This is a genomic window from Paenibacillus eucommiae, from assembly GCF_017874215.1.
In the GTDB taxonomy this organism is placed as follows: domain Bacteria; phylum Bacillota; class Bacilli; order Paenibacillales; family NBRC-103111; genus Paenibacillus_AI; species Paenibacillus_AI eucommiae.
On record NZ_JAGGLB010000014.1, the window covers coordinates 1 to 13159 of the forward strand.

Sequence of the window (13159 nt, forward strand, 5' to 3'; positions counted from 1 at the left end):
AGCCACGCGTTCCCATCTCGAACACGACCGTTAAGCCCTCCAGCGTCGATGGTACTTGAACCGCAGGGTTCTGGGAGAGTAGAACGTTGCCAAGCAAAAGAAAAGAAAAAGAGTGTTTCTGGAAGAACTTCCAGAAACACTCTTTTTTTGCATGCTTACATTTCCTCCATTTGTTTCATACTAACCCAAAGCAGAGGGAGGGATGCCAGTTGGTTAGAAAGATGAATTTTCTCAGGAATTTTTTCGGGTTAATCGTGATCCTTTTTTTAGGCGGATTGTTTCTAACTAATTGCTCTAATGGTGGAATGGCAGTTAGGCAAGCACCCGTTTCGATCAGCTCGCCAGCCAGCTCAACAGCGCCCCAAATCACTAAAATGCTCAAATCAAGTCAAGATGCACCAGCAGCACCAGCAGCACAAGTGGCACCGGAATCATTAGTACTGCCGCCACCATCGCCAGCTTCTTTTAAAAAAGGAGCTTATGCATCATCTAAACACCAAAAAGTAAAAGGTATTTATGTCTCGGCCTGGTCACTAACAAGTTCTAAATTTCCTAAATTGCTTGAGCTCATGGATGCAACAGACTTAAATGCGATGGTCATTGATCTAAAGACAGATGCCGGTCAGGTTACCTATCGTTCGAGCGTTCCAATGGTGGGAAGCATTGGTGCAAATAGCAATGTGATTATTTCTGATATCAAGGGAAAGATCAAACAATTAAAAGACAAGCATATTTATACGATTGCAAGAATTGTGGTGTTTAAGGATCCTTACTTAAGCATCCATCAAAAAGACTACGCATTAAAGGAAAAGTCAGGTAAAGTTTGGTTAGATCCAAAAGGAGTTGCTTGGGTAGATCCTTATAAAGAGAAGGTTTGGGAGTATAACATTCAGATTGCCAAGGAAGCAGTTCAGCTTGGTTTTGATGAAATTCAATTTGATTATGTCCGGTTTCCGGAAAATGGGAAAAGGTTGGATCAGGAGGTCCGCTTTGATAATGAAAAGGGATGGTCAAAAGCGCAAGTTATAGAAGCGTTTTTGAAAAAGGCCAAGGAGGAAGTTGGCGCTTATATTTCTGCAGATGTATTTGGGTTAACGACTTCTTCTAAAGATGATATGGGAATCGGTCAGGACTGGATGTTGATCAGTAAAGAGGTTGACGTTATATCCCCCATGATTTATCCTTCTCATTACTCAAGAGGTGTATATAATATCGAAAATCCGGATTTACAGCCCTATGCAGTTGTAAACAAAGCTGTTGCAGATGCGAATAAAAAGAACGACCAATTGTATCAAGCACAGATAACTCCTGCTCTTATAAGGCCATGGTTTCAGGATTTTACTGCCACATGGGTTCACCCTCATAAGAAATACGGACTTCTTGATGTAAAAGAGCAGATAAAGGCAGCGCATGAGCTGGGGATCGAGGAGTTTTTATTATGGAATTCCGGAAGCTCCTATTCCTATCAATAATGGTTCAATTTGGCATACTGAAAGCTTAAACGACAATTTATGAGCTTTTCCTTGAATTAAAATGGGCACTTTGATAATATTGCAATCATATCAATTGAACGAGGAGGAATTTTTGTTGTGAGGGAAGATAAATTTGGCAAGGAAGGGTTAACCTTCGATGATGTGCTGTTGGTACCAAGAAAATCAGATGTGTTCGGTAAGGAAATAGACCTGGCGACCACACTTTCTCCTAAAGTAAAATTAAATATTCCTTTCATAAGCTCGGCTATGGATACGGTAACGGAAGCAGCTCTGGCCATAGCGATAGCGCGTGAAGGCGGCATCGGTATTATTCATAAGAATATGTCGATTGAACAGCAAGCTGAGGAAGTGGACCGGGTCAAGAGGTCGGAGAGTGGAGTTATAACCAATCCGTTCTCACTCACAGCTGAGCATCATGTATACGATGCGGAAGAGCTTATGGCAAAGTATAGGATTTCAGGTGTTCCTATTGTCGATGAGCATAACAAACTGGTTGGTATTCTGACGAATCGCGATCTGCGCTTTGTGCATGATTATTCCATTAAGATAAGTGAAGTAATGACAAAGGAAGAATTAGTAACAGCTCCGGTGGGTACTACGCTTCAGCAGGCTGAAGGAATTCTGCAAAGGCACAAAATCGAAAAGCTTCCTCTTGTAGATGAGAAGAATGAGCTTAAAGGCTTAATTACTATTAAGGATATTGAAAAAGCGATTCAGTTCCCAAATGCCGCTAAAGATCCTCTGGGCCGCCTGCTAGTAGGAGCAGCGGTAGGAGCATCCAAAGACGTCTTAGAGAGGTCAGCGGCGCTGGTGGAGGCTGGTATAGACGTCATAGTCGTCGATTCCGCACATGGTCACCATATTCATATTGCAGATGCGGTTAGAAAACTGAGAAAGCAGTATCCTGAGCTGCCTATTATTGCCGGAAATGTAGCTACAGGGGAAGGCACTAGAGATTTAATCGAGGCAGGGGCTTCGATGATCAAAGTGGGAATTGGTCCCGGCTCGATATGTACAACTCGTGTTATTGCCGGTATTGGAGTTCCGCAGGTTACTGCTATTTACGATTGTGCTGAAGTAGGAAGAGCTTACCAAGTCCCGATTATTGCTGATGGCGGGATCAAGTATTCAGGAGATGTTGTCAAGGCTATTGCCGCGGGAGCCAGTGCGGTTATGATTGGCAGCTTGTTTGCTGGTACTGAGGAAAGTCCTGGAGAATCGGAAATTTTCCAAGGCCGCAGATTTAAGGTGTACCGGGGTATGGGGTCTCTTGCAGCTATGAAGGAAGGCAGTAAGGACCGCTATTTCCAAGAAAACGAAAGCAAGCTGGTTCCGGAAGGCATTGAAGGCCGCGTCCCTTACAAGGGACCGTTGGCTGATACGATCTATCAGCTGGTTGGAGGTCTAAGATCGGGTATGGGGTACTGTGGCGCCAAAAACATTCTTGAATTGATCCATGATACCCAGTTTGTACGCATTACGGGTGCGGGCCTTAGGGAAAGTCATCCACATGACGTGCAAATTACTAAAGAATCACCGAATTATTCGATGTAAACAAACTATTTTTCAAAAGCAGGCAGAGGGATTGAACCTTTGTCTGCTTTTGTTTGTCTACTAGGTTGTGTTACAATATTACGAGATATAATAGAATATAGGAGAGTGAAAAAGTGAAGAAGTTTGTTTCCTTTAAAAGAAAAATGGCCTGGATACTTGGTGTATGCTTACTTGCGCAAACCGTTCTTTTTCATATAAATCCTACCTCTGTGAACGCAATAGCGGGAGAGGCGGATTTAAAGCTGGACGTAAAGTCGGCGATTCTAATGGAAGCTAGCACAGGTCAGGTTATCTACGAATACAATGCGGACGAGCCGCTGCCGCCTGCTAGTATGACAAAGATGATGACCGAATATTTAACGCTTGAAGCTATAAAGGATGGAAAATTAAACTGGGATGATATCGTGACTGCCAGCAAGAACGCTGCTGAGGTAACCGGTTCAGGACAGTTAATCGCTGAAAATGAGAAATTAACTGTAAAACAGATGTTTTCAGCGATGTCGATCTATTCAGCAAATGATGCTTCTGTTGCTCTTGCCGAACGATTGGGAGGTACAGAAGAGAAATTCGTACAGATGATGAACGATAAGGCCAGAGAATTAGGATTGTCTGATCAGGCCCATTTCATTGATCCTACGGGATTATCCAGGGCTGACTTGAAGAACGTGGCACCGAGCATTCAGGGAGAGACCTTAATGAGTGCAAGGGACTCTGCCAAGCTCGCCTACAATATTATTAAGGATCACAAAGAGGTTCTGGAATTCACCAAAATTCCTGCACAGAAATTGAGGGAAAGAGATAAGGATCCAATGATCAATTGGAACTATATGCTGGAGGGAAATGCTAATAGCTCTGGCTTAAAGATGTATGCTTACCCTGGGCTGGACGGTTTGAAGACTGGAAGCACCGATGATGCCGGCTATTGCTTTACAGGTACAGTTGAGCGTGATGGTATGCGTCTGATTAGCGTCGTTATGGGAACTGTAGGAAAGATTACTAAACGTTTTGATGAAACAAGAAAGCTGCTCGATTATGGTTTTACCAATTATGAGATTAAAACCGTATTAAATGCAGATACAGAAATAGAATCCTTAAAATTAGTGAATATTAAAAAGGGTGTACAAACTAAGGTTTCTCTTGTGACTGGTGGAAATATGACTTTTGTAGTAAAAAAAGGAACCAAAGATGAAGAATTCAATATAACAGCTGAACAGGTCGAAGAGAGCAAACTGGTTGCTCCTATAGAGAAAGGCGCCAAGCTTGGTACAGTAAAGGTTACTTATGATGGGAATGAGAAGACGATAGATTTGGTTGCCAAGGATGAAGTAGAGAAAGCCGGGATGTTTCGTTTGTTCTTCCGGGGCATCAAAAACTTTTTCACCGATATGTTCCAAGGTATTAAAGACATGTTCTAGTACGAACTAGTACGAAAAATAGGTTGTATAATGTACCCTCATCATGTAAAATATTTGTTTAGAAGTTTACAATCGAAACATGTAGGGAACTGCATGATTTTGACATAAAAATATCAGGTAAGCTTAAAAATGTTTTCCACAAGGAAAACTCTTAGGAGGAGTAAGAACAGATGGAAACAGGTACACCGAGAGTTAAAAGAGGAATGGCTGAAATGCAAAAGGGTGGCGTCATCATGGACGTCATGAATGCTGAGCAAGCAAAGATCGCTGAGGCTGCTGGCGCGTCCGCAGTTATGGCTTTGGAACGAGTACCTGCAGATATCCGTGCAGCTGGTGGCGTAGCCCGTATGGCTGATCCTACTGTTCTAGAGCAAGTAATGGCAGTTGTCTCCATTCCTGTAATGGCGAAAGCAAGAATTGGCCATTTCGTTGAAGCTAAGATTCTTGAAACATTGGGTGCTGACTATATTGATGAAAGTGAAGTATTGACTCCTGCGGATGAAGTATTTCACATTAATAAAAAAGACTTTACGGTTCCCTTTGTTTGTGGAGCCAGAGATTTAGGCGAAGCTTTGCGCCGTATTGGCGAAGGTGCCTCCATGCTTCGTACTAAGGGCGAGCCAGGAACTGGCAACATTGTAGAAGCCGTTCGTCATATGCGTATGATCGTTGGACAAATTCGTAAGGTACAAGCTCTGTCCCTTGATGAATTGATGGCTGAAGCCAAAAACTTAGGAGCTCCTTACGAGCTGCTTCTGAACGTACACCAAACAGGCAAACTGCCAGTTGTAAACTTTGCTGCGGGTGGAGTATCTACGCCTGCTGATGCTGCTCTTATGATGCATTTAGGTGCTGACGGTATTTTTGTAGGATCCGGTATTTTCAAATCCGAAAACCCTGAGAAATTTGCCAGAGCAATCGTTGAGGCGACAACTCACTATACAGATTACAAACTCATTGCTGAAGTTTCCAAAAATCTGGGAGCCCCAATGAAAGGAATCGAAATTTCCAAAATTGAGGCTTCCCAGCGGATGCAGGAGCGCGGCTGGTAATGATCAAGATCGGAGTTCTTGCCCTTCAAGGTGCAGTAGCGGAGCATATCCGGGGAATTGAACAATCGGGTGCCCAAGGTATTGCAATTAAAAGAATTGAGCAGTTGGATGAAATTCAGGGAATTATTATTCCTGGTGGTGAAAGCACAACGATCGGTAAGCTGATGCGCACCTATCATTTCATCGAAAGCCTGCAGCAATTTTCCGAACGGGGAAAACCGATATTCGGAACTTGTGCAGGACTTATCCTTATTGCCAAGGAAATAACCGGACAAGCTGAAGCCCATCTGAAGCTGATGGATATGACAGTTGCCCGCAATGCCTTTGGACGGCAGCGTGAGAGCTTCGAAACGGATTTGCCGTTGAAAGGGATCGAAGAAAAGGTGCGGGCCGTTTTCATACGGGCGCCTCTTATTGAAAAGGTTGGAGCCGGTGTTGATGTGCTCTCAACTTATCAGGATCAGATTGTAGCAGCGCAGCAGGGTCACCTGCTGGCCGCTTCCTTCCATCCTGAGCTTACGGATGACTACCGGATGCATGCTTATTTTCTAGATATGGTGAAGCAAAGCCAGGCATAATTCAAGCTGACAAGCACCTTATAGTTACCGTTCATACGGTATGGGTGCTTGCTTCCATATAATCAACTATTTTGCGCTAACGGAGGAATCTTCCTTGTTTGATGTAAAACTACTTCGCAACGATTTGGCGGCTGTTCAAGCAGCTATGGAGAACCGCGGAAAGCGGATAGAAGAACTAAACGGCTTTACGGAATTAGACCTGAAGCGCAGAGAACTGCTTCAAGAGGCCGAGCAACTGAAAAACCGCCGCAATGTTGTTTCCCAGGAGGTTGCCCTGCGCAAACGTTCCGGAGAAAATGCCGATGAGCTAATCGCAGAAATGAAGGTCGTTGGAGAGCGGATCAAAGAGCTTGATGACATTATCAGAGGCTTGGACGAAGAATTACAGCTAATCCTGCTGGCCATTCCTAATATGCCGCATCATACGGTTCCTGTAGGCGCTTCGGAAGAAGATAACGTGGAGCTTAGACGTGTCGGTGATGTGCCACAGCCAGCTTTTGAAATAAAGCCTCATTGGGAAGTCGCTCAAGAGCTTGGCATTCTCGATTTTGAAGCAGCTGCTAAGGTTACGGGCTCACGCTTTGTTTTCTACAAAGGTCTTGGAGCACGTTTAGAGCGGGCTTTATTGAACTTTATGATGGATTTGCATAGCGACGAGCATGGCTACCAGGAAATGCTGCCTCCTTATATTGTTAATCGGGACAGCTTGACAGGTACGGGCCAGCTTCCGAAGTTTGAAGAAGATGTCTTTAAGCTGAAGGATTCCGATTATTTCCTGATTCCAACAGCTGAGGTTCCACTTACAAATTACCATCGTGACGAAATTCTGCATGATGAGCAGCTGCCGGTAAATTTTGTAGCTTTCAGCGCATGCTTTCGCTCGGAAGCAGGATCAGCAGGGCGCGATACCCGCGGGTTGATTCGTCAGCATCAGTTCAACAAAATTGAGCTGGTCAAGCTGGTTAAGCCTGAAGATTCGTACGATGAGCTGGAAAAGCTCACACAACACGCTGAGAAGGTCTTACAGCTGTTGAAGCTTCCATATAGGGTTTTGACCCTTTGCACGGCTGACGTAGGCTTCTCGTCCGCCAAAACGAACGATATTGAGGTGTGGCTACCAAGCAGCGGCACTTATCGTGAAATTTCGTCCTGTAGTAACTTTGAGGATTTCCAGGCACGCAGGGCCAATATCCGTTTCCGCAGAGATGCCAAAGCTAAGCCAGAGCTCGTACATACGCTCAATGGCTCGGGTCTGGCGCTTGGAAGAACTGTAGCGGCTATTCTGGAAAATTATCAGCAGGCGGATGGTTCTGTGACGGTTCCTGACGTTCTGGTTCCCTATATGAGGGTAAAGGTTATTAGCAAAAATTAGAGTGAATATTCATGTGAAAATTAAAGTAAAAATTAGAGCTTGAAATGGCAAAGCGTATATGTTAAAATGCTCTTTGTGACCACATTAGAAAGTTTAGCTTTTTGAAGCGGCACATGTTTCCTGCTAGCAGGAGACGTCAGCTTGGAGAGGTGGTCGAGTGGTTTAAGGCAGCGGTCTTGAAAACCGCCGAGGTCGCAAGGTCTCCGTGGGTTCGAATCCCACCCTCTCCGTATTATTTTTCTAGAAAATGATTTAGCTTACTAAGCCATGTGATCCTAATTGGATCATGTGGCTTTTTTAACTTTTAGGACAAGTATAAAAAGCTTAAAGCTTCCGCATTTTATATAGGTGGAGGTGAGAGGATGAGCAAGCCAGATAAACCGGTAATCAATCAGGAGAGGCTCGTGGAGGAATGGAAGGCAACCTTGCCAGAAACCCTGGAAGCATCGGACCAAGCCCGGATATGGGCTGATGAGAGCAATCCGCAAGCACTGCGCGTTCATATTACAACAGCTGGGCATACCGGCTATACGTTTGATTTTATGGTGACCTATGTGGATTCCCGGGAAGTGAAAGTAGAACTGGTGGATGTGGAGCAGGGGCAGACTCATATTGATGAGCACAGTGACATTGTACAGGGATTAATAAATGACTATGTCAGACATATTCATGAGTGCGCACAGGCTCTTAAAAAGGTCACGCACGCTTAATTATGGTTATGGGAGGCAGATTAAGCATGACGCAACAGAAGAGCAGGGATAAGAATCTGCAAAACGTCGTCAAGGATCTGGATAAAACAGCTGTAAATAGCCATCAAGCCCAGCAAGTGCAGCAGCAAACCAATGATCGCAGACACAAGGATGCTTTGAATCATGAGGAATAAAGGCTAAGGCTGATGTTAATGCTAATCTAATGCAATTAGCCCCTTAGCTAGAGCATGCTTAGGAATGCTGCATAGTAAAATACTGTTTAATAAATAGTGTTTAGCAATATATGCCTAGCTTCTAACGCTTAGCAAATACACGAATACAACTAATCCTATTATTAATGTGGGGAGCTGTCTACATGTCTAAACCAAAAACTCAGCCTGTAGGATCAGGGGAACCAAGTCGGGAAAGAGAAGATAAAGGTTCCATAAACGAGCCGCTATCTGGTTCCAAAAAAGTAAAAAATGCGCAGCATTCCCGTCAAAATCATGGCGAGGGCTCCTAGCACCTATAACCTATGAACCGTCTGGTAAATTACCAGGCGGTTTTTTGTTCTGGGTTTATTAGAAATAAGTTTGGGGTGTGCCTGGAGTGGAAAATTTCTGATTTCACAGTGAAGCATAAGGAATGTGGGGAGGATGAGAGTTACTAGCAGCCCGCCCTCCGCCGAAATGAGCATGTAATCCACTTAGCGATGTTTTTCATCGTTAAAGGAAGTATTCCAGGTCAATCCGTCACGTTAATGATGATTTTCATCGTTAAAAGAGGGAGGATGGCAACTCAGGATGGTTAAAAGGGATTTTAACGATGTTTTGTATCGTTAAAGCAAGAATGTGGAGAGGAAATGGATCTATGTCAATAGAGTGGACGGTCTGAAAAAAGCTTGTTTTTATAAAGCGTTGCTATAGTACATGGCTTCGAAGCGATCAGGTGACATGTAATTCAGATAGCTATGTGTCCGTTTTCGATTATAGAAAAATTCAATATATCTAAAAATCCGTTCCCGAGCTTCTTTTTTGGTTTTAAATCTGTACCGGTAGATAAGTTCTTTTTTAATCAAGCTATGAAAAGATTCGATGCAAGCATTATCATAGCAGTTGCCTTTTCGGCTCATACTTGCAATCATATTGTATTCAAGGAGCTTGTCACGGTAGTCTGAAGACGTATACTGGGAACCACGATCAGAGTGATGGATAAGTCCTACGGAGGGAGCCTTAGTCTTATTTGCCTCTGCCAGGGCTTCTAAGACAAGTTCATTGGTCATGCGGTCCATGAGCTGCCAGCCTACGATTTTACGCGTGAAGAGGTCCATAACGCACGCTAAGTACAATTTCCCTTCTCGGCAGGGAACATAAGTAATGTCAGTTACCCAGACTTGATTAGGCGCTGTTGTTGAGCTGAAGTCCTGATCCAGTAGGTTCGGTGCAATAGGGTTATCATGGTTGGAATCTGTCGTTTGTACCTTAAACTTCTTCACCGTACACGAACGTAGTCCATGTTCTCTCATAATCTTTCCCACTGTGCGCTCTGATACTTTCCAGCCTTCTTTCCACAATTCATTTGTAATCTTTGGGCTCCCATAGATCTCGTCTGTGTCGACAAAGTGCCAGGTAATCCGCTCTACTAGCTTCTCTTTATGCAACTTCCGTTCACTTTTGGGTGCAGTACGCCACTTGAAATAGCCGCTCTTAGAAACTTCCATCACTTTGCACATCTTCGCTAACCGAAACTCAGAGCGATGATCTTCGATGAACTGGAACCTTAGTTCCTTTCTTTGCTGAAGATGTGCTTGGCCTTTTTTAAGATGGCGATCTCTTCCTTGAGGTCAGCAATTTCCTGATCCTTTTCTTTGTTTAATTGATCTTGAGATCGAAGATGTCCGCTTCCTACAAAGGGTTCATCTGGGAATTTTCGGTATTTTCCCATCCACTGCCGCAACGTTCCTATTGGTATATTCATTTCTTCTGCAATCTCAGGCAATGATTTCACCTGTTCTTGAATATATTTCACTGCATTTTCTTTAAACTCTTGGCTATAACTCTTTCTTTGTTCCTTCATCCGTGGTCACCTCTTATTTTGGTTATGCCTATTTTCCCACACTCCTTTCAAGTGGTCCACTCTATATACTAAATAAAAACTGATGCTTGAACAATGAAAAACATCGTTAAAGTCGTTAAAGTTGCAGATCCTCTCAGCTGCGCGGGCACTTCATCTCCCGCGCCTGCACCCGCTAGGAAATCTCCTCTAACCAAGAGAAAAACCTTGCGGGCAGTCCGTTTGAGCGTGGTGTTCGTGTGATTGTAGCTGAATGAGGGAGTGACTGTGGGAGGAAGAGCAATAGCGTTCGCCTTTAAAGATTTGTTCCTACCTCCTCATGTATACCATTCAAGGGAACAAATCTTTAACAGCGGCTGGAGCCCACAACCATTCCCTCCCCGAACCACCAATATTACGAACACGCACTCAAAGGGCGCCGCAAGGCTTTCATAACTGGATTTACAATTTGATGCGTGCTTTCGCCAATTAAGAGGGGCTTTAAAGAGTTTTAATGGTTCTTGGTCAGGACATCCGCCAAAACATCGACTTGTTTCATCGCGAAGATGGGATCGTTAAACAGAAATTGATCGAAGTCAATCCTATATACATGGTTGTTTTTGACGGCATCGAGATTTTTCCATAGCCCGCTAGCCATAAGCTTGTCAACAGCGTCTTGAGCGTTGGAATCCGCGGCCAAAATGATATGATCGCCGACGTATTCCGGAATGGCTTCTTCAGAGATGTCCAGATAGGAGGATTCGTCGTCAATGCCATTAATGACATCTTGCAGCACCTTCTCCTGCGGCTTTAATCCCCAATACGAGTACAAAATATTGCCTCCCATATTGCGATCCCGATAAATCATCCGAGCTTTCTCACTCCGAACATTCAGTATCGTGAAGGTCTCGTCAGGACCGAACACTTGCTGTACCTGCTCTTTAGTTTGAGCGATCTTATTCTCAAATTGAGTGACCCATTGTTCAGCCTCTTCTTGCTTGTTCAGCAAATCCCCAATCAACCGGATATCTTTCACCGGATCCTGATTAGCCTCGACGACGACGGTCGGGGCGATTTTTTTGAAGCCCTCATACCCTCCGCTCGGCTCGAGATAAGCTTCAATGAGTATAATCAGATCCGGCTCTAGAGCAGCAATGGCCTCCAGACTAAGGGGAGCGCCTAAATCTGCGACACCAGTCGTATCCATAGTGTTTTCGGAGTATTGCAGAATGTAAGTCGCGGCGCCAAGCGGTCGTACGCCTAATGCGAGCATATGCCCAAGATGGTAGGCGGTGACTACACGTTTCGGGTTCGTTGGAATTTCTGTCTCGCCGTACTTATGCTTGTACATTCTAGTCTCGGAAGCTGACTCAGCATCTTTATTTGCAGCGGCAGAAGCAGGATTGGCGGCGCTCGCTGCCGGGGACGCAGTGTTTTCCGAGCTTACATTGTTGTTGCCCGCTTGGCAGGCGCTGATGAGCAGCGACAGGCACAGTACGACCAAGGCGGTCATTGAAGATTTGGGACGGTTGTTCGAAATCAATTGTATCTCTCCCTCTTTTTGATAATCATTTTCATTTACATTCTGATTATAGGAGAGTGGCTTAGTCGGAACAATGGAGGATAGTGACGGATTTAATGGATTAAGGTTGTGATCGTTATTTTCCGGCTTTAGCTTGCGAGATTGAAGCGGCGAGACCCCGAACTGTTTTTTGAACAAACGGCTGAAGTAATACACATCCGCGTACCCGACGGATAGGGCAATTTCCCGTAAAGTGAGCTGAGTGGTCAGTAAGTACTGCCGGGCTTGCTCCATTCGTATTCCGATCATGTAATCGTTTGGGCTTTTGCCAATCTCCGCCTTGAACAGTCTGTACATATAGCTAATGCTGCAGCCGAGCAGATCGGCCAATTGATCCATGGTTACGGCTTCGGTGTAATGCTCATGGATGTAACGCAGTGCGTACGCCACAAGATCCGAGGGGCTGCCCCTATCTTTGGAATTTTGCAATTGGCTGAACAATTCATATATAAATTCAAACAGCATCGATTTCATTCGAATCTGGGCTAATACGCCGGTCTGCTGCCAGCCCTCGTACATCCGGCGAACTTGGCTGTGCAGCAGTCCGGGTTCCGGAAGGATAACGTGGTAGAATAGGCCGAATGGTTGTGCCTGCACGATCAGGCTCTTAGCGACTAAGCTTTTTGCGGAAGTGGGCAGAACTGCCTTATAGTAAATGAGGTAAAAAGAAAAATCATGCTTAGCAGGCATGATGTCCACCTTCATCCCCTTGCCTGCATGCAGTAGATGATGCCGCTTGAGATAACATTTACGCTCATCTATTCGCACATAAGCACTACCGCTAACTACAAGCAGAAAGATGTTCGCAGGAAGCTGATAAGAGAGCATATCCTGCCCCTCCCACAGTACTTTATAGCGAATATCCGATATGCTAACAGCCGCCTGATTCCACAGCCCCATCTGCTCGTCCCAGTTCAATGTCTACCACCTCACGATCACCATTTGCAGAATTGGGGTTATTATAATCGATAATGATTCTCATATCAAGGCTCAAACCAGATATTCTGCTATGATTGACAACTTCAAGCTTTCTAACAAACTAGAAAATTTTATTGCTGCAAATTATTTATTGTAATCACTATCCCTTTGCCTCAGGAGCAGATGTCTAATGGCTGTCCGTTTGAGCTTGGTTTTTTCGTGTGATTCGTGTGATTGTAGCTGGGAGGGAAGGGCTGTGGGTGGAAGAGCAGCAGCTTCATTCAATAAAGGACGCCTCAAGCATTTTTCTAAATAAATTGGGACAAGTTGAGGCTTTCAGCTGCATATATTGTTATAATCTGGTTTGTTCTTTATAATAGGATATTATGTGTGTAATTAGTAATAGTTACTGTTAAAATGGTATAAGGAAGTAAGGATGTTGCTAAGTCTGTTG

10 protein-coding genes, 1 tRNA gene, 1 rRNA gene and 1 pseudogene are annotated in these 13159 nt (G+C 44.4%); 11 read left to right on the plus strand and 2 right to left on the minus strand.

Features of this window, described 5'->3' with window-relative positions; genetic code table 11:
- The 11 genes from rrf to J2Z66_RS19795 all read left to right on the plus strand — a co-directional run.
- Positions 1–95: ribosomal RNA gene (rrf, locus tag J2Z66_RS19745) — 5S ribosomal RNA — on the plus strand; the annotation flags it as partial.
- A gap of 114 nt (positions 96–209) precedes the next feature.
- Entirely contained in the window at positions 210–1472 is a 1263-nt protein-coding gene (locus J2Z66_RS19750; protein ID WP_245375688.1) for a putative glycoside hydrolase, read from the plus strand.
- A 117-nt stretch (positions 1473–1589) separates the two neighbouring features.
- Positions 1590–3047 (plus strand): IMP dehydrogenase, encoded by a 1458-nt coding sequence (gene guaB / locus J2Z66_RS19755; protein WP_209973560.1) that lies wholly within the window; start codon positions 1590–1592, stop codon positions 3045–3047.
- 113 nt (positions 3048–3160) lie between these two features.
- Positions 3161–4462, plus strand: coding sequence for a D-alanyl-D-alanine carboxypeptidase family protein (locus J2Z66_RS19760; RefSeq protein ID WP_312894661.1), 1302 nt, complete (start codon positions 3161–3163; stop codon positions 4460–4462).
- Positions 4463–4632: 170 nt separating this feature from the next.
- Entirely contained in the window at positions 4633–5514 is an 882-nt protein-coding gene (pdxS, locus tag J2Z66_RS19765) for a pyridoxal 5'-phosphate synthase lyase subunit PdxS (RefSeq protein WP_209973562.1), read from the plus strand.
- A gap of 2 nt (positions 5515–5516) precedes the next feature.
- Positions 5517–6092, plus strand: a complete 576-nt coding sequence (gene pdxT, locus J2Z66_RS19770; RefSeq protein WP_312894673.1) for a pyridoxal 5'-phosphate synthase glutaminase subunit PdxT — start codon at positions 5517–5519, stop codon at positions 6090–6092.
- 94 nt (positions 6093–6186) lie between these two features.
- Positions 6187–7464, plus strand: coding sequence for a serine--tRNA ligase (gene serS, locus J2Z66_RS19775; RefSeq protein ID WP_209973566.1), 1278 nt, complete (start codon positions 6187–6189; stop codon positions 7462–7464).
- A 143-nt stretch (positions 7465–7607) separates the two neighbouring features.
- Positions 7608–7694: transfer RNA gene (locus J2Z66_RS19780), tRNA-Ser, on the plus strand.
- A gap of 132 nt (positions 7695–7826) precedes the next feature.
- Positions 7827–8174 (plus strand): hypothetical protein, encoded by a 348-nt coding sequence (locus J2Z66_RS19785; RefSeq protein WP_209973568.1) that lies wholly within the window; start codon positions 7827–7829, stop codon positions 8172–8174.
- A 26-nt stretch (positions 8175–8200) separates the two neighbouring features.
- A complete protein-coding gene (locus J2Z66_RS19790) occupies positions 8201–8347 on the plus strand; it encodes a hypothetical protein (protein WP_209973569.1) in 147 nt (48 codons plus the stop codon).
- A 182-nt stretch (positions 8348–8529) separates the two neighbouring features.
- Positions 8530–8676 (plus strand): small acid-soluble spore protein P, encoded by a 147-nt coding sequence (locus J2Z66_RS19795; protein ID WP_209973571.1) that lies wholly within the window; start codon positions 8530–8532, stop codon positions 8674–8676.
- Positions 8677–9060: 384 nt separating this feature from the next.
- On the opposite strand, the pseudogene J2Z66_RS19800 reads toward J2Z66_RS19795, so the two are convergent.
- Positions 9061–10229: pseudogene (locus J2Z66_RS19800) on the minus strand (IS3 family transposase).
- A 487-nt stretch (positions 10230–10716) separates the two neighbouring features.
- On the minus strand, positions 10717–12705 hold the full coding sequence (locus J2Z66_RS19810) for an AraC family transcriptional regulator (protein ID WP_209973574.1): 1989 nt from the start codon (positions 12703–12705) through the stop codon (positions 10717–10719).
- Positions 12706–13159 lie beyond the last annotated feature (454 nt).

Excerpts from the sequence above, each read along its gene's own strand:
- pdxS (WP_209973562.1), top strand. The coding sequence starts at position 4,633 with ATGGAAACAGGTACACCGAGAGTTAAAAGAGGAATGGCTGAAATGCAA.
- J2Z66_RS19785 (WP_209973568.1), top strand. The coding sequence starts at position 7,827 with ATGAGCAAGCCAGATAAACCGGTAATCAATCAGGAGAGGCTCGTGGAG.
- J2Z66_RS19790 (WP_209973569.1), top strand. The coding sequence starts at position 8,201 with ATGACGCAACAGAAGAGCAGGGATAAGAATCTGCAAAACGTCGTCAAG.
- J2Z66_RS19795 (WP_209973571.1), top strand. The coding sequence starts at position 8,530 with ATGTCTAAACCAAAAACTCAGCCTGTAGGATCAGGGGAACCAAGTCGG.